Below are 26,143 nucleotides of genomic sequence, written 5' to 3'. Positions count from 1 at the left end.
CCGCCTTTCTATAAACAGAAAGGCGGCTACTATTTGGAGTCTCGGAATATGGTATGAATTTTGTTTCGTCCCAAGACGCAAGATGAAAGATTGCTTTATTAATACTAATTCTCCATGAAGATGCAGGTAATATTTATTAAACGAACTACAAAGGAAGAGATAAATTAAGTAATTATCCAGTGTAATTTTACTAAAAATTAGTATAATATTTTATAGCTATTGATATTTTTTACTTAGCTATGGAATTTAGTATATATGGTTCGATACGCATTAAATAAGAACCGTATTTTTGTTGATGCTCAAGTGAGCCTCTACGATAAGGATGAAATTTTCACATGTATATTCTGCGATCGCCCACTTTTCTATAAAAAAGCGCACCATAAAACACGTAAAGAAACATCATTCTGGGTTTGTGGACATTTTTCTCATAACGTTAATATAGAAGAAGTACAAGAAACAGAAATTGATTGTATCAGCAATCAATTTGTCAGTACTAGAAGCGAAAGTGCAGTACATAAATATGCCAAAAGTCGAGCAGAAAATATACTTAATGCAACGACTCAAACCTACTTTAAACAAGACAAATTTGAGTCAATTCAAGAATACCAATATCCTGGCAGAAGGACTGATATTGCACTTGTTAATAAACAGGGAGCAGGTTTTCTAAATTACGAAATACAGACTTCTCCTACAAGTTTTAATTCTATTACCACAAGGGTAGAGAAAGACAAAAGCAACTATGTAGGAGCAACAATTTACGCAATTGGAGAAATCAGCAGAAGAGGATCTGCTGATGAATGGGGTAAAGGTGTTGGTGGTCTGGGTGCAACTCAGGCAGTACTGTTAACCTCATGCCTAGAAGCTTATGGAATGGCTCAGGATATTCAAAAAGTTGCAACTTATCATGAAATAACACATTTGGAAGATACTAGAACCGGATTCATCTATATAGAGGAAAAAGATATATATGGAGACATTCAATTTAATCAGCATAAGCTTATAGGCAGACATAACGAAATCAGTAATGTAACTACAGACACAACAGCCGAAGTTATATATCAAGCAATACTTGAACATGAGAAACTACTCAAAGCCCCTATAATATTTGACATGGGTTTTGCTGGCAACCCTTCTATTTCAAATGTGAGCGATACAGTCGAACGATTTGATGGTGATGACGATAATACAAAGAGATATGAAACACCTTTAGCAAAATTAGATTTAGAGTTACTTCAGAAACTCAAGCTACTGTGTCAAACACATCAGGGAGATATAGGGGCTGCAATAGAGTTTGATATTGATACCCATAGAGCAAAAGTTGTCTTGCTATGGCAAAGTGTAGAGCGTTATGAGTGGATAGACTTTAAAAACTTATTTATCTCAGAAGCAGATTTTATATCTACGACAAGCTCATGCAAAAAGACTGAATTAGAAAAAGAAGAAGGGAATACCACCTGCATAAAGATAATTAAAACAGAAATAATTCCTTACAATATACTCAATCCAATACAAAATTGGAGCCAGGAAACTGCAAGTAGAATACAAAGACTCAAAATAGGTGACAGATGCACCTGGATGGATGCACCCAATTGGTGGAATCCCAAGGGAGAAGAAATCAATGATATTGCCCAAGATGGAAAAGTGCGTCTTGCTTATAGCGGTAGATATATTCCTAGAGAGGAAGTGATTCTTATTGAATCTGCGGAATAAAAACCAAGCAATTGATCGCCAATAGTCTAGAAACTGTTTCCGCTTATTGATGAGCTGAATTTTTGTCTAAGTCGTATTATTTAAGTGCAAGTACCTGTAGCATTTCTAATTCTTCCCTTACAGATAAAGGCTGATAACCCAATGCAAAAGCTTTGGAACTATCTAAAGAAACATCTGCCGGTCTAGGTGCTGCCATTTTCACATCTTGTTGTCGGCAGGATTTAAGTCCGGTGACGGGAAGCTGAAATACTTCTACTAATATCTTTCCAAAATCATAACGTGAAATCCGCTCTTTGCCACCTAAGTGAATGATGCCGTTAACTTTTTCTAATGCTAATAAAAGTCCTTTGGCGGCAGTTGTTCCACTTACTGGTGTGCGAAATTCATCTATAAATAAACTTAGTTCTTCTTCGGCTTGTAAAGTCTGAATAAATGGCTGAATAAAGCTTTTAGCTGTGGGTGTTGCTGCACCAAACATCAACGGCATTCGACACACTGCGGTCATGGGATATCTTTCTAGCATATCTGCTTCTGCGATCGCCTTTTGCTCACCGTAAAGATTGACAGGACACACGGCATCTGTTTCTTGATAGGGAGCATTTAAGCCATCAAAAACTAAGTCGGTTGAGGTAAAAGCACAAGGAATAGAATTATCCGCGCAAAGTGCGGCAATATTGCAGGATGCTATAACATTAATTGCGTGCGATTCCTTGGGGTTGGTTTGACAAAAATTTGGTTGCGAATGTGCAGCAGTATGAATAACTGCTTCTGGTTTAACATCATTAAAGATACGTTTCAATTCCTGAAAATTTGTTAAGTTCGCTTTTAAAATTTTCATGCCAGGAATCTCTAAAGGATGGGATAAATAAGTGCCATAAATATCCCATTCTTGTTTTGCAAGCTGGCAAAGATGCCATCCTAAAAAACCACTTGCCCCGGTGATTAACAATTTTTTCATGTCTAATCGCAAACCGCTCAAGAAAAAATCCTTTCTACAGCAGGCTTATATTCTACACTGAGTAGTGGTGGTAAAATACTATTGCAGTAATACCTGAAACTGCTTTTCACTACGTACTTTGCTAAAGTCTGGGTCAGTTTTTGCTAATTTCTTATATTTATCAGGAACAAGCTTGATTGCTTTGTCTAGGTTCTCAAGTGCCAATTCTAAATTGCTTTGTAAAGCATAAGAGCAAGCTTTGTTGTAATATGCTTGGTGCAAATCTTGCTTAATGGCGATCGCTCTATTATAAGATGCGATCGCATCTTGGTAGCGGTGCAGCTTTGTCAGAGCTATACCTCGGTTAATTAAGGCTTCATATTTGTCGGGTTTGATGGCGATCGCTTTGTCGTATGATGTAACAGCATCTTTGTAACGTTGCAACGATGTCAAAGCTATGCCACGATTATACCAAGCTTCATATTTATCGGGTTTGATGGCGATCGCTCTATCATAGGATGCAAGAGCGTCTTGGTAGCGTTGCAACGATGTTAAGGCTATGCCACGGTTAATCCAAGCTTCAGGACTCTCAACTTTGATGGCGATCGCTTGATCATAAGCTTTTATGGCATCTTCATAATTTTGTCTATCTAATAAATTGTTACCTTGATGAAAGTAATCTTCTGCTTTTTGCGTAGCCTTCGCTTCTATAAAAAGTTGGGTTACATTGCTTTCTTGGACAACCTGTGTAGTATTTTCTGCCGATGAGTTTGCCCCACCACTACAGCCAAATGCCAAGAAAGCTATCAAGCCAGATGCAACGAAGCAGTGCCGAAAAACCATGCTGTACCTACAAAAATTATTAGATGATGTTAAAATTTGTTAGTTTTTTGAGTATTATCAAAATACACTAGTTTTTACCCATTAATTTACTTATATTTATTTTCTCAAAGAGCCTTGTTGACGATGCATAAAACTTTATTAAAATCAAGTGGGTATAATATTATCATATTAAATACACATAAAGCAATCGCTTAGAACCTACTTTACTCAAAAAACAATTATTTGTGTTGCTATATATATTGCATAGCTGTGACTCGTCGTAAACATCGCATTCGTGTAGTAATTCACCCCGATCAAAACCTTCTTCAATCCGCCAATGCCGACGATATAAATCAGTCAGGATCGTAGGAAGGTAGTCACAGAATTGATAACAAAAGTAATGTCATAATAGCTAGATTTTCCAATCTTTCTCTCTATTAATTAGTTTTATTTGCCTTCAAATAAAATTTAAATTATACTCTACGTTATTGATATTGATAAATTGTAGACATACTTGATATTAAGCATATGGCATTCTTAGATTTGATATTACCTAAAAGTTTAGGAATATAGGACTTACGCACTTTACACATTTACCATTATGTGAAAAGTCAGCTTGTTAAACTAAAAGTCTTACCATGCCTCGTTCCCAGGCTGTGCCTGGGAATGCGATCGAGTAGGCTCTGCCTACTTGTTTGACGGGAGACAGAGCCTCCCATAAGAGCATTACAAGGCTCTGCCTTGTAACGAGAGGTAATCATCCACAATTGGCTGTCTTTGTCAATGCGTAAGTTCTAGAATAGTAAAAAAATATTCATATGAATTGCTGCTGAGATGCTCATACCATGAGCTAATTTATGGCATTAAGATTGGATATTTTGTATTCATTATTGTTCTATTAAGGATATAAAATTATGTCTATTTTCTCCCCTGATGGTCGGACAAAAGTTAGCAACACGACAACTTTTCCGTTTAGTGCTATAGGAAAGATGAGAATACATTGGAAAGGCCCAGATGGGGTTATTGATACTGCTGATGATATTATCATCAACGGTTCTGGCGCTATGATTGATTCCTACCATTTTTTAACGGCAGGACACTGTGTGTATGACACGAGATATGGGGGTTGGGCAGATAAAATTGAGGTGATGCTTGGTTCTAAAGGAAATATCATTGCTGGTACAAATCGGGCTGATTATGAATACTATAGTGAAGCCAAATCTGTTTATACACGTTCTTTTGAAGGATGGACTAAAGGAGATCAAACTAAAAGCGAAACTTTTCAATACGATATAGGATTGGTTACTCTTGATCGCAATATTGGAAACTTCACTGGCTGGTTTAACTATGGATATGACGATAATCTCAGTAGTGGAACTTTAATGAATGTCACTGGATACCCTTCTGATAAGTTTGATTCCAATAGCGATGGGAAATTTGATAACTATGATATGTGGACTCAGAGTGGAAAAATCACAAGTACAACTGACTCGATCTTGCGTAGTAATGAGCTAGATATCTTACCTGGAAATAGTGGAGGCCCTCTCTGGCTTAATAATTCCAACACAAATAAACCGACTATTTATGCAGTAGCTTCAAATGAGACAACCACCAATCAAACTCCGCTTTACAACGAGTTTACCCGAATTACAAGCACTCGATATAACGAGATTCAAAACTGGATCGACGAAGATACAGCTACACGCAAACCCACTGACAAAGCTGATTTAGTAGATTCTGATGTTTGGTTTAACACAACTCTTGGAAGTTTTAATAATAACATTATTAAAAATGGGGAAAATTTCAGCATTACGGTCTATCCTCGCAACAATGGTACAGCCGCAACAGGTAATTTCTCGGTTTATTTTTACGCTTCTACTGATGCCAATGTCACTGATAGTATTGGCTCTCATTACTTAATTGGTAATACAACTATTTCTTCGATTAATCCATTCAATTCGGGAACAGCGACTTGGAACGGTGCATTCCCCAATATTCCAATTGGAAATTACTACGTTATTTCATTTCTAGATCCAACTAATTCAATCCAAGAGTTTGATGAAAGTCTAACCAGCAACCAAAAGGTATTTAGAACTTTACTCACTGTTACCAATAGTGCGATATTACCTCTGACCATTTCATCAACTCTTAGCTCCCCTTTATCAGCCCGTGAAGAAAATATCATCACAGATACAGCCAATATTAATGTGACTGGTAATAACCAGCTAAATGGTGGAAATAGCAATGACATCCTTATTGGGGGAAGTGGTAACGATACTTTTGTTGGAGGTTTAGGTAATGATACCCTAACAGGAGGAACTGGATCTGATGTTTTTATTATTAATACCCCTGCTGAAGGAATTGATAACATTACAGATTTTTCGTCCTTAGATGACACAATTTATGTTTCTAAAATAGGGTTTGGAGGTGGACTTAGTGAGGGTATACTTCAAGCTACGCAATTTTTTATTGGTTCAGTAGCACAAAATAGCAGCGATCGCTTTATCTACGACAATAATACAGGGGGTTTATTTTTTGATGCTGATGGTACAGGCTCATCCGGTCAAATCCAAGTTGCTCAACTAGGAATGGGTCTAGCCATGACTAATGCAAATATTTTCGTGATTGCCTGATCAATAAAGACGCGATAAATCGCGTCTCTACATGAGGGTTTTGGGTTTATCTGAACTGTATGTATTACTCTATTTTATCCGTGCAAGGCTTAATTAATGCCAAACACTGACTCGACAGTGGATTTAATTGAATCCCGCGCATCCTTCAAAGTTTGGCTAATGGGATGTTTTGCCTGCAAAAATGCCCGCGCACAATTGCGTCCCGGCATTCCTGAAATTGAACCACCTGGATGAGTTCCTGCACCAGTCAAAAATAGATTATCAATTGGCGTTTTGTAGTTGGCTATTTCTGGCAAGGGACGGAAAAATATCATTTGATCTAGAGTCATGTCAACATGATAATAATTCCCTTTGTACGCACCTAATCTTTCTCCTAGTTCTGCTGGACTTTCTACCCGACGGGCGATAGTTGCATTTTTGACATTGGGTGCATAGTCTGCCAACTTATCAATCACCCGATCTGCAACTTTGTTTTTCAATTCATCCGTCCAACCAGTACCTTTCAAACCAGTACCTTCTGCACCAGCAATTTGATAAGGGGCAAAAAACTCAATCCATACAGTGTGCTTGCCTGGTGGTGCTAATGTGGGATCTAAATAACTAGGCATCACCAAATACATTGATGGGTCAGCATCAGGAATTTCTCCTAAAGTGCATTTACTATGAGCCTGTTCTACATGAGCCACAGAATCAGCAATCAAGATAGAACCAACGAGATATTCATCTTTGTGAGCGTGGTGTGGAAAGCGCAGTGGTTCATCTAAAGCCAAATCTATCTTGAGGATGGTTTCGTTATTGTTAACAATGCGGCGTTCTAATCTTTCCCATAAATCTGGGTCGGCTGCATTAACATCGCTTTTATCTGTCATTTGTAAGAACAACCGCTTGGCATCAATATTAGAAATAACCCCGTATTTAGCGCGATATTCTTTCCCACCAGCAACCCGCACACCTACAGCTTTGCCATCATCAATTAAAACTTTTTCAACATGTTGGTCTGTGAGAATAACGCCACCTTTACTTGTGACTAAATTCACCAAAGCTTGCACAAGTGCGCCAGTTCCGCCGCGAGGTCTGGCCATCCCCGGATTATGACGCATTGCCATCATAATTGCACCAATGGCAAGAGTTTTTTGTGATGGCGGCGCACCCAGTTCTGATGCTAGTCTGGCTAGTGGCGCTTTCAGAAATTCCTCATCAAACCACTCGTTAAGTAAATCTTCAGCGCTGGTTAACATTGTGCGAATGAAGTCCAGCGTTTTGTTTGGGGAACCAATAACTGAAACTAAATCTTTCAGTTTGGTGATGTCGTAGTTACCAAGGATATCTATAATTGACTTTGGCGGTGCATTGAACATGGGAATCATTGCACCTAGCGATCGCTGCCAAAAGTTTACAAATTCTGCGTATTTTTTGGCATCACGTTCGTTGTAACGGGCGATTTCTGCACAAGTCTTTTCCACTGACTTATGTCCTAAGAAATACTTACCATCAGGATGAGGACAGAAAACAACTGGATCGCACTCCAAATAATGCAAGCCGTATTTTTCTAGTTCTAATTCTTCAACAACTGGCCCTAAGTGAATAAATTCATGGTCAATAGCACACAAATTGAATTTAAATCCAGGAGCTTCTTGCGGTAAACATTCTTCAGTTGTTGCTGCGCCACCTGGTACAGAACGCTTTTCTAGTAACAGAACGCTATAACCAGCTTTTAGCAAATAAGCTGCACAAACTAACCCATTATGTCCAGCACCGATTAGGACAACATCATACTCTTGCATAGTTGGAATTTAGAAATAAGTAGCTTTTAAAATGTTAGAAAACTTTTATGACATTGACATCATCCCTCAGTAACAAAAATTATCTTTAACTAGTGTCAATCCTACTAAGGAGAGATTAAACTTGGCAACGAGGGTATTTGCTTTATCTGAGCTTCTAACATAACTATTAAAGTACCTTTTTGTACTTCTATATCTTTGATAGAAAACGATATATCCTCCCATTTAAAAGATGGTATGTTCATGAGTTCTTTAGCTTTCTGCATGAACGCTGTAATTAATTCTATGGAAATTCCCTCTCCCTCAGTGCAGTTAAAACCCTCTAGCATCGCGGGTTGTGAATTAGTGCGTGGGCGAGCGATCGCAGTGTAAGCTAAAGGGTGAGTATTTCCCATTTCCTTTAACAACACCTTTCCCCTAAATTCTATTTTGCCATCACCAGGTAAAAATACCTGAATTTCTTCCGGCTCAAAACTGACAATTCCCCTATCTACATTCAACTCAAAGTTTTGCATCTGGCTACGAACAAACTCTGAGGTCAAGGCGCGGTTAATATCTACTTCTGTGAGTATAACCCTAGCAATGGTATTGACTGGCTCATTGAGTTTTATTTGACCAAAAAGAGCGCTAAAGGGATTGATGGCTATACTATCTGTTTGCAGTTTTATTTCCTGTATGCGAATGTCTTCTTTAATAACTAATCCTTGCCCTGCAACCGCAACTCCATCCGACTGTCCCTGAAGTATTTTTAACAGATCGGTTTTTACATCTATTTCTATTTGTTCTACTTCATCTAGCTGATTGGATACTTGTTTTTCAGCTTCTTGGGATAGAAATTGTTCTTCTAACCGATGCTCATCAGGCATGAATTACTAATTCTCCTAAATGTCCTCTTACTCGTAACTGTAAAGGCTAATTCTGGAGAGGAAATCTATATTGGGGTATAGGTAATTTGTGATTTAGAAATAAGACTGCGATCGTTATGCAGCGATCGCATTCTCTGCTCTATCTCGTTCCCATGCTCTGCATGGGAATGCCCTCGTTGAGGCTCTGCCTCCGGTCTGACATTGACCTGGATTTCTCACAAGTGAGAAATCCAAGGGGGGTGGGAGGTGTGGGAGGATGGGGAAGAAGTCCATACGTGTCAACTTAACGCGAAACCGCTTGTCCGCCGGGAATTGAAATTCCCGTCTCATAGCTAAAGTCATCTGAAGATGACTAAAAATCTCCAGTCTACTTCAGTAGACTTAAGCTATTAGCCCGAAAATTTATTTCCGGGCGGGCATGGAAGCCAAGAGATAAGCTATTTCCAGCTTAAATTGACACGAATGGGAAACGAGGAAAAACGAGGAAAAAATTTGCTGAACGCAACCATCAAACCCCCCAGCATCAAACAGTGGTTGTCTGTAGAATGGGAGACTTCACCTGACGTTGACTCCTGACAACCATCTCAATGGGGCGATCTGGGCCTGTCACCAAACCACGGCGTTTAGGTCGCACTTCACCTTTATTAACTAGTTCTAATTCCTTACTAGAAAGAATTTGAGCAAGTGCTAGCTTCATTTCCAACTGGGCAAATGCTAGACCAATACAGCGTCTAGCACCACCGCCAAAGGGTAAGTATTCATAAGCAGAAAATTGCCGTTCTAAAAAGCGTTCTGGCTTAAACTGCTTATGTTCTGGATAAATATCTTCCCGTTGGTGGGTTAGATAAATAGAACCAATTAGGACTGTACCCGGTTCTAGTTCGTAACCACCCAGCGATATTGGGGTTCTTACTTCTCTGGGAAAAGTTAGCATACCTACTGGGTAAATCCGCAATGTCTCGGAACAAACAGCGTTGAGATAGGGTAACTTGAAAACGATGCCAGGATCTGGATTATCGCCCAAGCTATCTAATTCTTGCAGTAGCTTTTGCCGTACTGATGGTATTTTGTGAATCCAGTATAATGCCCATGCTAAGGCTGTGGCTGTGGTTTCATGACCAGCGACTAACAGAGTCATCAATTCATCGCGCAATTCTTCATCAGTCATGGGTTGACCGGCTTCATCTCTAGCAGCCATGAGTAAGCTCAGAATATCTGTGCGTGATGCATCTGGTTGTTCTCGACGTTCCCGAATTTCCTCGTAGATGAGTTCGTCAGCTTCTTGCTGAAGGCGCATCTGGTTTCCCCAGAAGTTAATCGGGCCAAAATCTCTTTGTAAAGCTGGAAAATAAAGCAAAGCCACACTTAACCGAGAACTAGCCTTTTCTAAAAGATTGCCCAAAAAGTTTTGTAGTTTTTCGGCGCGAGGCCCTTCATGTAGCCCAAACACAGCTTGCATAATCACCCGCAGGGTAATAGCTTGAGTAGCAGACCGAATATTGAAGGGTTTACCTATCTGGTATTGGCTAATGACTTGCTTGGTGACATCGGTAATTACCTGACTATAATTCCGCATTCTTTCGCCGTGAAAGGGAGGCATTAATAACTGGCGGTGACGCTGGTGTTCTGCGCCGCTAATGCTAATTACAGAATGCTTGCCCAGCAAAGGTTCAAATACCTTATTCAGATCGCCAGGGGCTTCTAATTCCTTGGTATCAGTTGTCAAAATTTGTTGTTGCGCTTGGGGGTTGCTGACAATTACCAAAGGAGGCAGATTGTTGTCCAATCGGAGAGTAAAAATCTCACCATAGCTTTTGGCACAAGCTTCCATAAATGACATCGGATTAACAATCCAGCGCAGCATCTGTACAACTACTGGACTTTGCGGCCCATTTGGGAATTTCATAAATTTTTTTCCTACTTAATATTTTTTTGCTACTTCAACTAATTGAAATCTTGGTTGCGTGACCATTTAAAGTACTTATTCTAACGTTGCAAAAAAGCAATAAACTGTTACAACCTCGAAGATGTAAAATTTTGGTTAAATTCAACGAGCATCTACAGTTTCACCTCATCGTCAAAAGGTACTCAGCATGACTGCAATCTCCGCAAAGGCATCTTCAGCGCTTCCCAATTTTTCTGAAGGAATTCAATATTTTGGTGAAGCTTTACCAGATTTTGAAACTTATGGTGCAACTCCTGCTATTGAGTCGGGCAAAGTAGCGATCGCATTTCCCACAGATAAAGCAGCAGTGTATCAAACTTTACTTGCTGCCGATGCTTTACGCTACCTGACTTTGCAAGTTACTGGCAGTAAGGCTTCTGGCCATCCCGGCGGATTCGCCAGTCAAGCAGAAGCTTACGCATCTCTTGTCATGCTGGGATACAAGAACATTATTACCGAAGTCGGACACCACGCCCCCGGATTTTATAGTGCCATGTTCTTGGATCGTTCGCTAGAGGACATGGGAATTTTTACAGTCCAACAATTGCGCGATCGCTTCCGAGAAAAGCACGGACTTTTAGGACACCTTTCTGGTTACATTCCTGGTATTCTCGCACCTGCGGGGCCTTTGGGACAAGGGCAACACTTTGCAATGGCGGCTGCACTGTTGCACAAAGATAAGTTATTCCCCTTTACAGTTGGGGATGGTGGATTAGGTGAGCCTTATATTGTCAGTGCGATCGCACATTTTCATACTGCTTATCCTGCTGTCACCAACTTTTTACCGATACTGGTGTGGAACGGTTACAGCCAAGAACATCACAGCATGGTTTCCCTGAAAACCAACGAACAGATGCAAGCATATTGGCAAGGTAACGGTTTTGATGAAGTGGTGTTAGTGGATGCCAAAGATTTCGACGATCAGAACCAGCCAGGGGATTACGTTGATAGTACTGCCTTTTCTTTTGAGAAACGCCTAGCATTCACTCAAGCAGTACTTTCCGGTGTAGATAAAGCAGCGCGTTTTGCATTGGGTGGCAAACTTACCGTCTTCATTATTAAACAACTCAAAGGTGCAGGAGTCCACGCGCGGGGTGCAAAATCTCACAACCTCTATCCTAAAGATACGCTGGATGCGCCGCATATTATTAGTGCATTGCAAACCCGCGCTTTGTCAGCAGAAGCTTGGCAATTAGTTAGAACAAATGCCGAACGCGCCGGTGGTGGCCCAGCGGCGAAAACTGTGGTGACAGAATTTGAATTACCATTACCAGAATTAGGCGAATTACCTTTAGAAGAATATGCAGTCGGTGGCGAACCAAAAGTTTCTACAACTGCGATGGGACGATTGGTAGGAATAGTTGGAAATAAAGATCGGAATTTTCTTGTCACCAACGCCGATGGTAATGAAGCATCAGGAATTGCTAACATCAACCAAGCATTAAAGATTATCCACCCGACAACTGACGACTTATATAATCAAGCACCAAATGGACAAGTTTATGAACCATTGAGTGAAGATGCTTGTGCCGGTTTAGCTGCGGGTTTAGCGTTAATGGGTGCGAGAACTTTGTGGTGTTCTTACGAATCTTTTGCCATCAACGGATTACCAATTTGGCAAACTGTGACTCAAGCAATGGCAGAATTGCGCCGTCAAACTCCTTCGACTATTACTTTATTCACAGCAGGTGCATTAGAGCAAGGGCGCAACGGTTGGACTCACCAGCGTCCAGAAATTGAAGCTTACTTTGCTTCGTTGATGCGAAATGGTAATGTTTTCCCATTATTTCCGCCTGATGCTAATAGTATTCAAGTCTGTTATGATTGGGCGTTGAAAACTAAGAATAAGGGAGTTGTGATAACTGCAAGTAAATCGCCGTTGCCAATCCGCACAACTTTAGAACAAACTCGTCAAGGGTTGCGCGATGGTGCAGTGCTATTGCATGAAGTCGCTGGTGATAAACAAGTAGTGTTTGCTGTAATTGGCGATTTAACATTAATACCAGTATTTGAAGCTGCTGCTTTCTTAGAAACTGAAGGTATTGGCGTGAAGATAGTTACTGTGATCAATCCTCGGCAATTGTACCGTAGCAATGATACTGCGTGGGATACCTGTTCTGAACCCGAAGGCGGTTTCTTAGATGATGCGAAATTTGCCGAATTATTTGATGGCGATGCGCTAATTGCTGTTACTGGTGGTGCAGCGGGGATGCTGGAACCAATTTTGTTACGGAGTAAGGCGAAGCGCGACACCTTTGCGTGGAAGCGTGGCGAAACTACAGCCAGTGCTGGAGAGTTGATGGCGTTTAATGGATTGACTGCTGAAGCGTTGACAAAACGTGCGATCGCGTTAGTACATTAAGATAACGTAATACCCCATCTAGGTTTTGACTTGGGTGGGGATTATTTGATAAAGCAAAATTTTATGTTCTATAAATTAGAACCTGTGTAATTTGATCTAAAAAGCTATGATTAAGCCTATACCAACCAAATATAATGATGTTCAATTCCGTTCTAGATTAGAAGCAAGATGGGCTGCTTTCTTTGATCTTCTAGAATGGGAGTGGGAGTACGAGCCTTGTGATTTTGATGGATGGATTCCTGACTTTTTACTGAAGTTTGATTCTCCTATTTTTATTGAAGTTAAGCCCGTTTATAATTTTCCACAACATATTGCTGATGAAATAGAAAAGTCAGGTTGTACAGAAGATTGTCTAATTGTTGGCATGGCCCTAGATCCACCTAAAAATAGCTCATATTATGGAGTTCAGATTGGTTGGAAGAGAGTCGTAGACAATGAAGAGGCTTTTTTCTTGCAATCTTCTGATCTAGTTTCGCCAGTTTATAAGAATTGGTTTGAAGTTGTCTTTACTCTTGATAAATATAAGGAAATTACTTTTGATGGCGCACCTGGACACTCACCAGGAATAGTTCGATTTACAGAAGGATGGGAAAATTATGGTTCACAAGGCTTAGAAAAAGAAGTTCAAAGGCTGTGGAAGATGGCAGGGAACAAAGTGCAATGGAAAAGTTCGATTATTTCATAAATATTGAAAGGAGAAGTTTAGATCAATGTTTGGTTTTCTTCCTCAACCCAACCTACAATTTATTGCAACTATGGCCAGCGCTGGCGAGTTGATGGCATTTAATGGATTGACTGCTGAGGCATTAACCAAACGTGCGATCGCGTTAGTCCATTAAATGATGTTGCATAAATGCGGGATAATTTTATTGAATTTTCCTTTGCGTTTCATCTCTAGATTCAGCAACACCCATTAAATAAAGCTGGAATTAGTTTGTACTTTTATCGCATTTATACGTATAGAAACGCTGAAATTGCGTCGGAATGCGTATATTTGCGTTTTTTTATTGAAGAGAACTTAGCAAGCAGGAAAAATGAAAGTAGATTTGCTGAAATTCTTTGACAAAAGCTGGTTTTGGAGTCACAAAAGCTGGTTTTAAAGTCGCAAAAGCAAGTTTTGAAGTCACAAAAGCTGGTTTTGGAGTCGCAAAAGCAAGTTTTGAAGTCGCAAAAGCAAGTTTTGGAGTCACAAAAGCTAGTTTTGGAGTCGCAAAAGCTAGTTTTGAAGTCGCAAAAGCTGGTTTTGAAGTCGCAAAAGCTGGTTTTGAAGTCAGAAACTTAGTTTACAAGTCGCAAAACTTGATTTTTGTAGCTAGGACGAAGGGTGATATTTTTATCTGGAAGCGTGGGGAATGTGGAGACTTGAAGAAAAGTGCGATCGGGTTAATTTATTAAGGATTTTCAAACCACAGATGTAAGCAGTTAAACGCTGATAATTTGGCGTTTATTTACGTATATCTGCGGTTTTTATTATATAGCTTTTGATGTTTCTATAAAGCATAATTCAAAATATATATCTTTTATTTATGGGTGTCTAATTTTGCTAGAAAATATCAAATTATCTGAATTACCATCAGTTTATTTAGTTGACAAAGAGCGTCTTCCTAATTGTGCAGCTATCTACTTTGTCTTTGACAGTAAAGGTCAGATTATTTATATAGGTAGAACTATTAATTTAGTTGAAAGATGGAAAGCACATCATAGATTTAATCAGCTAAAAAGATTTAATCGGAAAAATACTCTTAGTATTAGTTGGTTGACTTGTAGTAGTGATATAAAAAATCTATCAAATCTCGAAAATGAGTTTATCAAGTTATACAAACCACCCCTTAATTGGTCTAAAGTAATAGTACCCATTAGAAAAATAACTCCAGCCGAAACTGCTTTACAGCAAAGTCTTCAGCAGTTAGCCAAGTTTAATGTTATGATAGTTGGCTTTGATCCAATATCAGATGGAGAGCCACCAACAATATATTTAGTATACCCTGTCTATGGAATGAAAGGATTATCTGGAAGTATTAGAACTGCATTAAAGAACATTAATAAAAAAGCTAGCTCACTAAAGTGGAAAGAATACAAAACTTATCCTAAATCTTCAGGTAAATTTGGTTTCTGGGAGACTGAATACAACGGGTTAAGAATAGATTTATCTCCATTTGATGGTTTAGTTTACTTCATGGAACATTCAAAGCGTCAAACTATCGCTGGAATAGAACTTATGGTATTTAGTAGGGAACAGCTAGAATTAATTTTAGATAAAAAAGAAGAAAATGATGAAAATACATCAGGTTTAGAAGCATTAGAAGATGATCCTATTCCAGTAGAAAATATTTATAGAAATCAACCTTTAAATAGTAACTATAAAAATATAGATGAAGTTGAACCTTGGGAGGAATTAGAACCAATGGCTGAAGGTGAAGTTAGAATAATGACTCGTCAGTTTGTTTATGTGGATGATATAGAAATAGAAGTATGTACTAACAACAATGGAAAGCATTTTGTTAGACATAATGTTTACTGGTGGATAATGCACAATCAGAAAAATCCTAGTCCTGAGTATAACAGAATAATAGAAAATGCTAAAAATTCAGTTGATAGACTACCTACTATCAGATGGTCTGGTTATAAATTTAGATTTGAAATGATTAGTTTTAGTGAAGATGATGTAGAAGTTGAAAGTATACTATTTCCACTAGCTATGTTTGAAGACCTCATGAAAGACAAGTCAAGGTTTAATAGTCAAACTCTAGAACAAATTTTAAAGGGTGAGTATAAATCAACTGGCTATGATACGGGAAGTATAAAACTATTTGTATGGCTACAATCTAATTCTATATCTTCGCTGCTTCAAACCAATAACAATAAGTAGGTTGAGTTGAGAAAACTCAACAATCAGGAAGTAATATCCTTACCTAGTCTAGAATAGTTTCCGCAATACTCATTTTCTTTAGCCTCTGGTATCAAATAATATATTTTAAAATTCAAAATATTATTTGACTGTATGCCATTCTAAATTAGATTATTAGCCGCGATCGCGCAATTTATCTTCTGCCGATTGGACGTACTTGTATGCTGTAGAGTGAAACAATTGCCACAGTTTCTCCATCTAATGTGACAAATTCAACCTCATATCCTTTGCCACCCTGATGTACTAAAACAACTGTACCTATATCACCCTCCTCTAAACTATATTCTGGTATATCACTAGTCAGAATAACCCTATCAAGTTCTTGAATCATTCTTCTCTCCATTTCAGTGGGTATGAAGTAACAAATTTAGGAATAGTTTCCCCTGTTTCAATAAACCAAGCCGAACGAATCATGGGGTTTCTGCCATCTGGTGAAAGCAGTGTACCTTCTACAGCATATCGAGTTCCGAATGGTGAATCTTCAATCTTTGTAACATCGTTATCAGCAACATGATTTAGTAATGCTTTAGCAAAAGTTTCCCAATCCTCTACTGAAAAACCAAACGCAGTGAAAAACTTTTCCTTGCTGCGTCCATCGGGGTGAGTTGGCGACAACAGATACTCAGTGATTTTTCGCTGTGGCACAACTGCCAGTTCATAATTCGGCAGTTTCAATCAGCCTCTGCTACCTTCTTATCTTTAATTTATCGCCTTTCTGAGCGTTATGGAAAGGCTTGATGTCATAAAATGGCAAAAACTGCCATAATGTAGAAAAACAGATTCAAAAACTAACCCTTGTGAAAAGTATCAATATTTCCTTACCTGACACCATGCGAACTTATATAGAAGAACAGGTAGCTCAAGGTGGTTATAGCAGTGTCAGCGAATATTTTCGTGAATTAGTGCGACAAGACCAAAAACAGAGAGCTAAAGAACGTCTAGAAACAATGCTTCTGGAAGGATTAAACTCTGGGAATGCAACAGAAATGACTGTTCAAGATTGGGAAGATATCCGTCAAACAATCCGAGAAAGAATCAACAAACATCAAGATGCAATTTAGCCGTGATGTTTGACATAAAAAAAAGACCTCAAGTTATCCGGGACTTAATAGACTTAGCAACGTACATAGCACAAGATAACTTAGATGTTTCAGACCGCTTTTTAACAGCAGCCGAAGCAACATTTAAACAATTAGCAAAAACCCCAGCTATTGGTAAACAATGTCAGTTTATCCATCCCAATTTAGCAGAAATTCGACAAATATCTATCAAAGGATTTCAAAAATATCTCATCTTTTACCGCATCAATGAATCAGCAATTGATATTCTACGAGTCATTCATGCTGCAAGAGACCTTGAATCAATATTTAATGAAGACTTAGAACTATAGCTTATTCTGCAAATCATCAATTTTTTTCATGTAGTTAATATTTTACACAAGGATGGAACCATGACTAATACTCAAAAGATGGTTCGCTTAAACTTAGATTTGTCACCTGAACTAAATCAGATATTAGACGAACTAGCAAATAAAATAGGCACAAATAAAGGTGATGTTCTGCGTCAGGCGATAACCTTGATGCAAATTATGGTTATAGCTAAAGAGGAAACCAAAAAATTAGGAGTTCCAGAAGCAAATCAATTGATATTGAATGAAATCATTCTCTCATCTGAACAGCAGCCAAAATCGCATCCACTAGACACATTTATGGAAAGGCTTGGCCCTTGGGAAGATGAACGTACTGCTGAAGAAATAGTCAAAGATATTTATGATAGCCGTACTATTTCTAACAATGACATTAGTCTATGACTTATTTACTTGATACCGATACTTGCATTTATTGGATTAAAGATATTAATCCAGTCAAAACTAAAGTTAGAGAAATAGGATGGGAGCAAATTTGTATTTGCAGCATCACGGTTGCTGAGTTGTATTTTGGTGCTTATAATTTTCAACGAGTCGTGGAAAATTTAACTCGTGCAGAAGAATTTATTCAAAACTTACCCGTTGTCCCTTTAACCGATCCTGCCCTTAGAAAGTATGGTGAATTAAAGGCAGAACTCCGTAGAATAGGACAAACTATTGCTGAATTTGATTTACTAATTGCTAGTGTTGCAGTTGCAGAAAATTACACTTTAGTAACAAACAATATTCGTCACTACAGCCGCATTTCTAATTTACAGTTGGAAAACAGGATTTCTTCTTAAAAAATATTAAATATTTTACACTTTTGACTTAACTGTTTGCTGTGATGCTTGTATCTGAGGCAAACTCCAGTCGGGACGCAAGCTAGCGGCGTTGCGTAAATAAATATGATGAATTGAGGCGGAGGCTGGCAGATAAGCGTGGATTAAGAAGCGAATACAGCGCTGTAAGCTGCCTTCGACGTGCATTTGCTGCACATCCAACATAGCCACATTATCCCAACCAGGACGCGCTCTGGCGATCGCAGCTGGAAAAACTGCATCCAAGTCGCGCGTCACTGAAAAAGTCACACTAATGATATCCGTTGGCTGGAATTGATTCCGGTTTTCCAGTTCATCTAGTAGTTCTGTAACTACCTCTTGGATTACCTCAACAGTATTTTCTGAAGCGGTTGTTGCTCCGCGAATAGCCCGCATTTGCCAGTCCACGCCAAAATCCTCCTTAAAACACAAAAGTGAGGAGTTAGGAATTGAGAATGAAAAGTTAAGATTTTTAACTCCTAACTCCTCACTCATAAACGCCAGTTGCTCCACTTGGGGAAACCCCAAGACCGCACTGGCTCCTCCTAACTCATATCAGGGTCGATATAACCACAGAGGTAAACCACTAGTAGACATTTCAAATTCGAGCCAATCAATACCAGCCCCAATTCCTGATGAAAATTGACGACTTCCTGGTATAAAGCGACTCAATAAAGGTTTACGTTCTTCTAGGGTATAGCAGAGAGTTTTTTCTGGATCGAGACCAACCAGTTCTGCTGTCCAACGACGGGCATCTTCTTCTGTGCCCAGGCGGTCTACAACACCCAAGGCTAGGGCTTGCTGTCCAGTAAAAATCCGGCCATCGGCGAAACTTTTCACAGCTTCCACCGTTAAAGAACGGCCATCAGCTACCGTTTGGACAAACTGCTGATAACTTGTATCAATCAACTCTTGCAGGATGTGTTCTTCTGGTTCGGTCAGTTGCCGATCGAAAGCCAAAATGTCTTTGTAAGGGCCAGACTTAATTACCTGGAAGGAAACACCGATTTTTTCTAGCAAGCGTTCCAAGTTATTTCCACGCAAAATCACACCAATGCTACCCGTAATCGTACCTGGGTTGGCAACGATGTATTCGGCTCCCACGCCGATGTATACTCCTCCAGAAGCCGAAATATTGCCAAAGCTAGCGACGATTTTGATTTTTTCGCGTAAACGCTTCAGGGCACTGTAGATTTCTTGAGAATCTCCGACTGTACCGCCGGGGCTATCGATACGTAGCAATAATGCCGGAAACTTTTTTTCTTCTACAGTTTTCAGAGCTTCTAGGACGCGTTTGCGAGTAGCACTGGCGATCGCACCAGTAATTTCAATCCGCGCAATTTGTTTTCTAAACTTGGGCTTAAACGGCCAAACCATGAGCTGTCAACATACCTCGTAATAAATTCAATATAAGATCCCCGACGGTCAGACGACCTGCTTTCCTCTGTTAAGAAACATGAGTAGGCATTGCGATCGTCAGAATTTTAAGGAAATTTTTATATTTTTCAGTGAGTTTTATTTGATATTCTCGATTAATACTAATCAAATCCTCAAAGATTGCAGCTAGCATAAAATGCCAAACTCTAGTTTAGCGTTAACCTGATGATTTAGAAAGGCTATTTTAGCTATTTTGCAAAATTAAAAGTTCTCAATGCCTTGTTATTCTGGCTTTTTAAATGTTTGAGGACTGGTTTTACTAAGGTCGCGCACGTTCACTAGTTGTCAGTAATTAATCACTAATAACTAATGAATATATAAATATTTAATTAATTACTTCGACACTCAATTTAATTAATACAAATTCATTCAGCAACACTAATCTCTATTTAGGTCAAGACTAGTAGTACTTTCACTCTGAGAAATATCACTTTTTCCTGTCTTCTACAGCCCAATAATCTACTGATGAAGCCATTCCACTACTCAAGAATCTATACGTAAAATTTGATACCGATAATATACGAACATATCAAACAGTGCGCCAACGAAACTAAAGGTCAAGCTAATTACAAATAATCCGCGTAGGGGAGTTCCACTGCCGAAGGTGGCAAGAAAATGCATAATCTGAGTTGTGATCGCCTCGGTTAACTCTTGTAAGCCAGGGATGTTACCAATGAGGGATAGAAAAAGGAATCCGCCGCCAACAAGGAACATGGGAACGACAAAACTAAAAATGATTGTGAGTAGTAGGGAGCGGAGAAAGTTGGTGAAAATAGTCATTTAAGACAAACTCCGTGAGTAGAGATGACAAAAGCCAGATAGCGGTTTGTCATTTTCTACAATACGAGCGATCGCCCCAGAGCAGCGAATCTGTCAAAAATCTTAAGTTTTCATTAAAATAAACGGGTAGCAGTTACAGCCTGTGCTGGGGATATATCAAGAGACTTAAATCTACAAAAGCCTTGCAGAATAGAGATTATAGCCAAGTGTACTACTTATTTATTGCTTTGCAGCACGTTTCAGAACAGCTTCATTTTCTGAGAACATCTTTAATCTAAGTTAATATTTAGCCGTCTTGAGGGAGTAGGGAGCAGAGGGGCAGGGGAGTAGGGGAGCAGGGGAGCAGAGGGGAGAAAAGTTTAGAAATTGCAACAAGTCTTTCCCCTTGTCCCCTTGTCCTCTTCACCATTCCCCATTCCCCATTCCCATGACTTCCGCTATTCTTAAGGCAGTTACCGAGTTAGCTACAGAACATTGAACCAGACTACATCCAAATCCAGTTTAGGGGAATGGAGTCAGCGTTTGCTGGCGGCGATTTTTCTGGGTGGGCAAGTACTAGTTCACCTATTGAGAGGCAAAATCCATCGGCGTAACACCTTAGAACAAATGGCAGCAGTTGGGCCAGATTCCTTATTTATTGCCCTATTGACGGCTATTTTCGTTGGTGCGGTGTTTACCATTCAGGTGGCGCGGGAATTTATCAACTTTGGCGCAGGAAACATTATCGGCGGAGTGCTTTCTATAGCGTTGACACGAGAACTCTCTCCTGTATTGACAGCAGTGGTTTTGGCGGGACGAGTCGGTTCTGCTTTTGCAGCAGAAATCGGTACCATGCGAGTCTCAGAGCAAATCGATGCCATGTTGATGTTAAAAACAGATCCAATCGATTATCTAGTTATTCCCCGCGTTATTGCTTGCTGTTTAATGTTACCAATTTTAACCCTCCTGTCTTTGATAACGGGGATGTTCGGAGGATTCATCATTGCGACAAATATCTACAACCTGTCTGATACAGTATTTTTAGACTCAGCCCGTAACTTCCTTGGTATCTGGGATATTTTAAGCGCCATGATTAAGGCGTGTTGTTTTGGCATTTTAATCGCTGTAATTGGTTGCAGTTGGGGGTTGACGACAACAGGAGGTGCTAAAGGTGTAGGACAGTCAACTACAACTGCTGTTGTGACTGCCTTGCTGATTATATTTGTGAGTAACTTCTTTCTTTCTTGGTTAATGTTTCAGGGGACTGGCAGTGCATTCATAGGGCTATAGAAGTTATGAGTTATGAGTTATGAGTTATGAGTTATGAGTTATGAGTTAATAATTCCTCACTCTTAACTCTTAACTCTTAACTTCTAACTTCTAGCTCCTGACTCCTAAAATAGGAGTGATGCCTACTAAACAAAGCAGGATTTAAGACTGTGACCAGTTCATTTGCTTCTAACTCCACATCAACTGTGGAACTCAAGCCTAGTTACAACATACCCATCGTGTTGGTAATTGCCGCGATTCCACTACTGTTGGTACAACCTTGGGTAGGCTCTGTTTTCACGCTGTTTGGTTTGTTTCTGATGTTTCAGGCGTTAACGCTGCGTTTGCAATTTACCGCTACCGACTTAGATATTTACAGAGGCGAAAAATTGATTCGGCGCTTTCCCTACCAAGAATGGCAAAACTGGCGGATATTTTGGAATAGAGTCCCCATTTTGTTTTACTTTAAAGAAATTAAAAGTATTCACTTTTTGCCGATTTTATTTGACCCCAACACCTTGAAAACTTGTTTAGAACAACGTTGTCCGCGTATTTAGTGCTGATTGCCATCTGTGCTTAGTCGTTTTGATATAGACTCAGAACTCAGCACTCATGCTCAGGACTTTTATGGCAGGTCAATTGTAATATTTCTGAAAGCTATTTATTCGCGTCATAGGAATTACACTATTGTTTATGAACCCAGAGGCATCTCAAACCCCAGAACCAATTGATGAGCAGTTGACAGCAAAACCAGAAGATAACAATGCAGTTGAACATCCAGTAAATCCATCAGTTGAGTCAGTGGTAGACACAAAAGCCATTAGCTCATCAGAAGACTACACAAATTTTGAGCCACTCATTTCCAATGCAGAAGTGGTAGATTCTACAGTAGAGCTAACAGAAAATTCAAATGGCGAGTTTGTAGCACAGTTAGAAGCGGAAAATGTCGCCCTGGGGTCTGAAATAGGATCGGGAAATCATTCATTATATGTAGAAGCAGAGCAGCGGATAGCAGAGTTGCAGAGTGCTGAAGTAGCTCTCAAGTTAGAAATAGCCAAGCTGCAAGCTTCTTACGAAAACCTTCAGACACAGGTGAGTGAAACTCAAACCTCACTGGGGCGACTCGTGCAAGAGTCGCTAGTGCAGTTAGAACAACGCAAACAAACTCTGCAAATTTCTGTAGAACAACTAGAACGCCGTCAAGAACGTATCCGCAATGAGATGCGAACCACTTTTGCCGGTGCATCCCAAGACTTGGCAATTCGGGTGCAGGGTTTTAAAGACTATCTCACGGGTAGTTTACAGGATTTGGCCTCTGCCGCCGAGCAGTTGCAACTAACGCCAAGTGTAGTAGAACGAGAAAAACCACCTGTAAAAGAGGCTAAACCAGCCGAACCCCAACCTGGAATACCCCAATTTGCCCAACAGCAGTTTCAAGATACTACAAAGCAAATTCGCCGCCTAATCGACCAATACCGCAATAAACCAGATTACTACGGGCCACCGTGGCAACTACGCCGTACCTTTGAACCAATCCACGCTGAACGAATTTCCAACTGGTTTTTTACCCAAGGAGGAAGGGGCGGTTTGCGGACAATGGGTAGCCGCTTACAGAATATTCTGATTGCCTCAGCTGCAATTTCGATATTACACAAGCTGTATGGCGATCGCGTCCGTACTTTAGTCTTAGCTAATACACCGGAGCGATTAGGCGAATGGCGGCGTGGCTTACAAGACTGTTTGGGAATCGGTCGCCCAGATTTCGGCCCAGACCGGGGTGTGGTATTATTTGAGGCATCTGACGCTCTCGCTCAAAAAGCAGAGCGATTGACGAAAGCCAATCAACTGCCCTTAATTATCATTGACGATTCAGAAGAACAAATCAGTTTGTCACTGCTGCAATTTCCCCTATGGTTAGCCTTTGCTCCTGACCCCAAAATAGTGAGAAACTATGATGATGACTTTTAAATAATTCGTAATTCGTAATTCGTAATTCGTAATTAAGTTTTGTAATGGAAATTTAACCCTAACACAAAACTTGCCGATTATAGAACCGGGGGACTTAAACCCACGAAACTTGTTAAATGAGTCATTGGTCACTTGTACTGAGCGTCTTGCCCTGAGCGAAGCCGAAGGGAGCCGAAGTATTGGTCATTAGTCATTGGTCAAGAGTAATACCTCTTGACTTTTTTAAATTTTGTTAGCGTAGCGTTAGCGAGTCTTCGAGCGTCATTTTGAATTTTATTATGGCTATTTGGTTAACTCTGTGCGGAGCAATTGTGGTCATAGCTTACCTGCTGGGTTCTTTTCCCACTGGCTACATTGCTGTGAAGCAGTTAAAAGGTATTGATATTCGGGCAGTTGGTTCTGGTTCCACTGGCGCAACTAACGTACTAAGAACCTTGGGCAAAGGGCCGGGAGCATTGGTTTTAGTACTTGATTCCTTAAAGGGAGTATTAGCGATCGCTTTAGTTTATTGGTTGTTCAACTTTGAACCAATTAAAAATTATATCCCTCAAACGGTAGATGTACAATCGTGGCAACCGTGGTTGGTAACTATAGCTGGGTTAGCTGCCATTCTAGGACATAGTAAATCAATTTTTTTGGGTTTTACTGGTGGTAAATCCGTTGCTATCAGTTTGGGGATTTTGTTGGCAATGAGTTGGCAGGTAGGTTTAGCAACAGCGGGTGTATTTGCCGTCGTTGTGGCGATATCGCGGATTGTCTCTTTGAGTTCAATTGCAGGTGCGATCGCAGTTTCCATTTTCATGGTAATTTTGCATCAACCCTTACCCTATATTCTGTTTGGGATTGCTGGTGGGTTATATGTGATTTTGCGTCATCGCCCTAATATTGAACGACTGTTTGCGGGAACGGAGCCGAAAATTGGGCAACCTGTAGCGACAGAACCCGAACAAACTGCATGATAGGTAATCGGGAGCCAAACTCAAAACTCTTCTCTCAGAAGGGGAGAGCTTCTTCCAGCATTAATGTTTTAGGCTTACGAACGAACATTGCCTTTAATTAAACGGTGGAAAAGGCGGCAAGGCCACAAAAAAGCTCCACAAATACTGACTGAGGCGATGGCGGCCACAACTCGCCAACTTGAACTAGACCCAGTTTGAGACTCTGAAGGATGAGCTTGTGTGTTTTTAGCTAGTTCTGGCATTGAATGAGATAGCTGACTGGCTGTACTCACCCCTTCAATCGCTGCTCCAATTAGATAAGCTACTAGGGCAATTACTAGCCAGTTATTCATAATATTCCACTGTTTCAACTCTGAGCGTATGCTTGGCAGCGAGCAATAATTTGATTTTTCGGACTAATGATTGTCGCCTTACCCTCAAGATAATCTACCTTCAGCCGTATCCCGAATTAGGGGCAGTTTAGATTTTATATAAGTATTGAGAGTGCTATCTGACTGAGCATCAAGCCCCTGCTTCGCTTTTAACTGCTGAAGAAGCAATTGTACTAAAGCAGCATCATCAAACTGGAGCAGAGTATTGACCTGAGTAGACTCGATTACAGCCCAAAGCTGTTGCATCATTTTCGCTGTCACCATGAGTCTGTAACCTCTTAAGCTTTTCTTTATATTTACACGATTTTTGAATTTGTGGTTAGTTTTTGTCTGAAGATTTATAAAGATGTAGGCTAAAAATGCCTGAGTCAGTTAAATTTGTTAAGTTATAGCGTTTTTCAATTGATTGCACTACAGTAGTAGCCCACACGTTATCTTAACCGTGCTATGTAAAGAAATAAAACTGCCCAAAGACTTAAATCTTCCCTAACCCTTTTTTATCAGCAGGGAATTATGGCAGGGCTTTCGATCGGCCACAATGCAGACATACGTAGGCATCAACGCTTTTTGTCGAGGCGAAACTTCTGTGGCTATCGGGTAATTTTGCTAGAACTTTATTGTAAAACTCTCGAACAAGCTCCTTCTTGACCAGAAGGATCGGGAAAAACTGCTAAGGTGTGGTATTCAGGAGCATCTGTTTTATATATTACTTTAAAAGTATACAATTTGTTTTTACCTTGCGCTTCGGTAACAACTGTTAAAAGTGTATTGCTAGTGGGAGGAAGTCCAGGTATATCCAGTTTTTGAATTCGTCTGAGTTGAATTACATTTGCTGAGGAGTTTTTACAATCTCCTGAACTACTATTAGCTTCTTGACCAAACTGCATACATACTGGCCCATCAAAATCCATAGTTACCTGTGATGGGTCATTTAACCAAACTTTTTTAATTACTTCTCCAGCCGGAATAAAACTTAAGTTTGTTCCTTGTTGATACCAGACATCAACCGTAGGTACGAGTCCCCCTAAACCTTGTGCTTGACAAGAAAAGATGGAACGTAGAACGGCGTTATTAGCTACAGCGCGACCTACCAAGAAGAACATAGCAACCGAGAAAATTAAGGAAGCTATAGGTAGGAAATAAAAATTTTTTTGGGTATTTCCTGACAATTTAATATTCTTTTTCATGGT

The 26,143-nt window shown here is 39.9% G+C and carries 29 protein-coding genes; 15 read left to right on the top strand and 14 right to left on the bottom strand.

What is annotated here, in order from left to right; all coding sequences use genetic code 11:
- The first annotated feature begins 255 nt into the window (after positions 1 to 255).
- On the top strand, positions 256 to 1,710 hold the full coding sequence (locus ACM0OX_RS01930) for a hypothetical protein (protein WP_414512617.1): 1,455 nt from the start codon (positions 256 to 258) through the stop codon (positions 1,708 to 1,710).
- Positions 1,711 to 1,786: 76 nt separating this feature from the next.
- Here ACM0OX_RS01930 and ACM0OX_RS01925 read toward each other — a convergent pair whose 3' ends face one another.
- Together ACM0OX_RS01925 and ACM0OX_RS01920 are read right to left on the bottom strand one after the other, a co-directional pair.
- Entirely contained in the window at positions 1,787 to 2,668 is an 882-nt protein-coding gene (locus tag ACM0OX_RS01925) for an SDR family oxidoreductase (RefSeq protein WP_414512615.1), read from the bottom strand.
- A gap of 78 nt (positions 2,669 to 2,746) precedes the next feature.
- A complete protein-coding gene (locus ACM0OX_RS01920; RefSeq protein ID WP_414512613.1) occupies positions 2,747 to 3,490 on the bottom strand; it encodes a tetratricopeptide repeat protein in 744 nt (247 codons plus the stop codon).
- An 893-nt stretch (positions 3,491 to 4,383) separates the two neighbouring features.
- Between ACM0OX_RS01920 and ACM0OX_RS01915 the strand changes: the two genes are divergently transcribed.
- The gene (locus ACM0OX_RS01915) at positions 4,384 to 6,102 is read left to right on the top strand and encodes a trypsin-like serine protease (RefSeq protein WP_414512611.1); all 1,719 of its coding nucleotides are present in this window, start codon (positions 4,384 to 4,386) and stop codon (positions 6,100 to 6,102) included.
- Between the two features lie 89 nt (positions 6,103 to 6,191).
- Here the strand turns inward: ACM0OX_RS01915 and crtO are convergent, their stop codons facing one another.
- The 3 genes from crtO to ACM0OX_RS01900 form a co-directional block, all read right to left on the bottom strand.
- Positions 6,192 to 7,886, bottom strand: coding sequence for a beta-carotene ketolase CrtO (gene crtO / locus ACM0OX_RS01910; protein ID WP_414512609.1), 1,695 nt, complete (start codon positions 7,884 to 7,886; stop codon positions 6,192 to 6,194).
- A 104-nt stretch (positions 7,887 to 7,990) separates the two neighbouring features.
- Complete coding sequence (locus ACM0OX_RS01905) at positions 7,991 to 8,749, bottom strand: DUF2993 domain-containing protein (RefSeq protein ID WP_414512607.1); 759 nt, start codon at positions 8,747 to 8,749, stop codon at positions 7,991 to 7,993.
- Positions 8,750 to 9,272: 523 nt separating this feature from the next.
- Positions 9,273 to 10,655, bottom strand: coding sequence for a cytochrome P450 (locus ACM0OX_RS01900; protein ID WP_414512605.1), 1,383 nt, complete (start codon positions 10,653 to 10,655; stop codon positions 9,273 to 9,275).
- Between the two features lie 187 nt (positions 10,656 to 10,842).
- On the opposite strand from ACM0OX_RS01900, the gene ACM0OX_RS01895 reads away from it, so the two are divergent.
- From ACM0OX_RS01895 to ACM0OX_RS01875, 5 genes are all read left to right on the top strand, one after another.
- Positions 10,843 to 13,056, top strand: a complete 2,214-nt coding sequence (locus ACM0OX_RS01895) for a phosphoketolase (RefSeq protein WP_414512603.1) — start codon at positions 10,843 to 10,845, stop codon at positions 13,054 to 13,056.
- Positions 13,057 to 13,162: 106 nt separating this feature from the next.
- Positions 13,163 to 13,741, top strand: a complete 579-nt coding sequence (locus ACM0OX_RS01890) for a hypothetical protein (protein WP_414512602.1) — start codon at positions 13,163 to 13,165, stop codon at positions 13,739 to 13,741.
- Between the two features lie 25 nt (positions 13,742 to 13,766).
- On the top strand, positions 13,767 to 13,895 hold the full coding sequence (locus ACM0OX_RS01885; RefSeq protein WP_414512732.1) for a hypothetical protein: 129 nt from the start codon (positions 13,767 to 13,769) through the stop codon (positions 13,893 to 13,895).
- A 220-nt stretch (positions 13,896 to 14,115) separates the two neighbouring features.
- A complete protein-coding gene (locus ACM0OX_RS01880; RefSeq protein WP_414512600.1) occupies positions 14,116 to 14,451 on the top strand; it encodes a hypothetical protein in 336 nt (111 codons plus the stop codon).
- 145 nt (positions 14,452 to 14,596) lie between these two features.
- Complete coding sequence (locus ACM0OX_RS01875; RefSeq protein WP_414512599.1) at positions 14,597 to 15,925, top strand: GIY-YIG nuclease family protein; 1,329 nt, start codon at positions 14,597 to 14,599, stop codon at positions 15,923 to 15,925.
- Positions 15,926 to 16,097: 172 nt separating this feature from the next.
- On the opposite strand, the gene ACM0OX_RS01870 is transcribed toward ACM0OX_RS01875, so the two are convergent.
- Together ACM0OX_RS01870 and ACM0OX_RS01865 are read right to left on the bottom strand one after the other, a co-directional pair.
- Positions 16,098 to 16,295, bottom strand: a complete 198-nt coding sequence (locus tag ACM0OX_RS01870; RefSeq protein ID WP_414512597.1) for a DUF4926 domain-containing protein — start codon at positions 16,293 to 16,295, stop codon at positions 16,098 to 16,100.
- Positions 16,292 to 16,639, bottom strand: a complete 348-nt coding sequence (locus ACM0OX_RS01865) for a DUF6883 domain-containing protein (RefSeq protein WP_414512595.1) — start codon at positions 16,637 to 16,639, stop codon at positions 16,292 to 16,294. Before ACM0OX_RS01865 ends, ACM0OX_RS01870 begins: the two co-directional genes overlap by 4 nt.
- 122 nt (positions 16,640 to 16,761) lie before the next feature.
- Between ACM0OX_RS01865 and ACM0OX_RS01860 the strand changes: the two genes are divergently transcribed.
- Genes ACM0OX_RS01860 through ACM0OX_RS01845 form a run of 4 tightly spaced genes read left to right on the top strand, consistent with a single transcriptional unit; the run spans position 16,762 to position 18,172 of the window.
- Complete coding sequence (locus tag ACM0OX_RS01860) at positions 16,762 to 17,025, top strand: type II toxin-antitoxin system ParD family antitoxin (protein WP_292751009.1); 264 nt, start codon at positions 16,762 to 16,764, stop codon at positions 17,023 to 17,025.
- Between the two features lie 5 nt (positions 17,026 to 17,030).
- A complete protein-coding gene (locus ACM0OX_RS01855; protein ID WP_414512593.1) occupies positions 17,031 to 17,354 on the top strand; it encodes a type II toxin-antitoxin system RelE/ParE family toxin in 324 nt (107 codons plus the stop codon).
- A 60-nt stretch (positions 17,355 to 17,414) separates the two neighbouring features.
- A complete protein-coding gene (locus ACM0OX_RS01850) occupies positions 17,415 to 17,774 on the top strand; it encodes a hypothetical protein (protein WP_414512591.1) in 360 nt (119 codons plus the stop codon).
- Positions 17,771 to 18,172 carry a type II toxin-antitoxin system VapC family toxin gene (locus tag ACM0OX_RS01845; protein WP_414512589.1) on the top strand — a complete coding sequence of 134 codons (402 nt, stop codon included), beginning with the start codon at positions 17,771 to 17,773 and terminating at the stop codon, positions 18,170 to 18,172. The genes ACM0OX_RS01850 and ACM0OX_RS01845 overlap by 4 nt, the downstream gene beginning before the upstream one ends.
- 15 nt (positions 18,173 to 18,187) lie before the next feature.
- On the opposite strand, the gene aroH is transcribed toward ACM0OX_RS01845, so the two are convergent.
- From aroH to ACM0OX_RS01825, 4 genes are all read right to left on the bottom strand, one after another.
- Positions 18,188 to 18,598, bottom strand: a complete 411-nt coding sequence (gene aroH, locus ACM0OX_RS01840; protein ID WP_414512587.1) for a chorismate mutase — start codon at positions 18,596 to 18,598, stop codon at positions 18,188 to 18,190.
- Between the two features lie 147 nt (positions 18,599 to 18,745).
- On the bottom strand, positions 18,746 to 19,567 hold the full coding sequence (gene sppA / locus ACM0OX_RS01835) for a signal peptide peptidase SppA (RefSeq protein ID WP_094350670.1): 822 nt from the start codon (positions 19,565 to 19,567) through the stop codon (positions 18,746 to 18,748).
- 70 nt (positions 19,568 to 19,637) lie between these two features.
- Positions 19,638 to 19,760 carry a hypothetical protein gene (locus ACM0OX_RS01830; RefSeq protein ID WP_414512585.1) on the bottom strand — a complete coding sequence of 41 codons (123 nt, stop codon included), beginning with the start codon at positions 19,758 to 19,760 and terminating at the stop codon, positions 19,638 to 19,640.
- A 350-nt stretch (positions 19,761 to 20,110) separates the two neighbouring features.
- Positions 20,111 to 20,407, bottom strand: a complete 297-nt coding sequence (locus ACM0OX_RS01825; RefSeq protein WP_414512583.1) for a hypothetical protein — start codon at positions 20,405 to 20,407, stop codon at positions 20,111 to 20,113.
- A gap of 474 nt (positions 20,408 to 20,881) precedes the next feature.
- Between ACM0OX_RS01825 and ACM0OX_RS01820 the strand changes: the two genes are divergently transcribed.
- The 4 genes from ACM0OX_RS01820 to plsY all read left to right on the top strand — a co-directional run bounded on the left by ACM0OX_RS01820 (position 20,882) and on the right by plsY (position 24,582).
- Complete coding sequence (locus tag ACM0OX_RS01820; protein ID WP_094350672.1) at positions 20,882 to 21,676, top strand: MlaE family lipid ABC transporter permease subunit; 795 nt, start codon at positions 20,882 to 20,884, stop codon at positions 21,674 to 21,676.
- A gap of 149 nt (positions 21,677 to 21,825) precedes the next feature.
- Positions 21,826 to 22,212 carry a DUF3119 family protein gene (locus ACM0OX_RS01815; RefSeq protein ID WP_104906734.1) on the top strand — a complete coding sequence of 129 codons (387 nt, stop codon included), beginning with the start codon at positions 21,826 to 21,828 and terminating at the stop codon, positions 22,210 to 22,212.
- A 136-nt stretch (positions 22,213 to 22,348) separates the two neighbouring features.
- Positions 22,349 to 23,623 (top strand): DUF3086 domain-containing protein, encoded by a 1,275-nt coding sequence (locus tag ACM0OX_RS01810; protein ID WP_414512581.1) that lies wholly within the window; start codon positions 22,349 to 22,351, stop codon positions 23,621 to 23,623.
- Positions 23,624 to 23,901: 278 nt separating this feature from the next.
- Positions 23,902 to 24,582, top strand: a complete 681-nt coding sequence (gene plsY / locus ACM0OX_RS01805; protein WP_414512579.1) for a glycerol-3-phosphate 1-O-acyltransferase PlsY — start codon at positions 23,902 to 23,904, stop codon at positions 24,580 to 24,582.
- Positions 24,583 to 24,656: 74 nt separating this feature from the next.
- Here plsY and ACM0OX_RS01800 read toward each other — a convergent pair whose 3' ends face one another.
- From ACM0OX_RS01800 to ACM0OX_RS01790, 3 genes are all read right to left on the bottom strand, one after another.
- A complete protein-coding gene (locus ACM0OX_RS01800; RefSeq protein ID WP_414512577.1) occupies positions 24,657 to 24,914 on the bottom strand; it encodes a hypothetical protein in 258 nt (85 codons plus the stop codon).
- 84 nt (positions 24,915 to 24,998) lie between these two features.
- A complete protein-coding gene (locus ACM0OX_RS01795; RefSeq protein WP_094350677.1) occupies positions 24,999 to 25,217 on the bottom strand; it encodes a hypothetical protein in 219 nt (72 codons plus the stop codon).
- A gap of 350 nt (positions 25,218 to 25,567) precedes the next feature.
- Positions 25,568 to 26,140 carry a hypothetical protein gene (locus ACM0OX_RS01790; protein WP_414512575.1) on the bottom strand — a complete coding sequence of 191 codons (573 nt, stop codon included), beginning with the start codon at positions 26,138 to 26,140 and terminating at the stop codon, positions 25,568 to 25,570.
- Positions 26,141 to 26,143 lie beyond the last annotated feature (3 nt).

Origin of the sequence: Nostoc sp. PCC 9305, from assembly GCF_963920915.1 — a bacterium.
GTDB lineage: Bacteria > Cyanobacteriota > Cyanobacteriia > Cyanobacteriales > Nostocaceae > Nostoc.
This window is presented reverse-complemented; position numbering and strand designations above follow the sequence as displayed.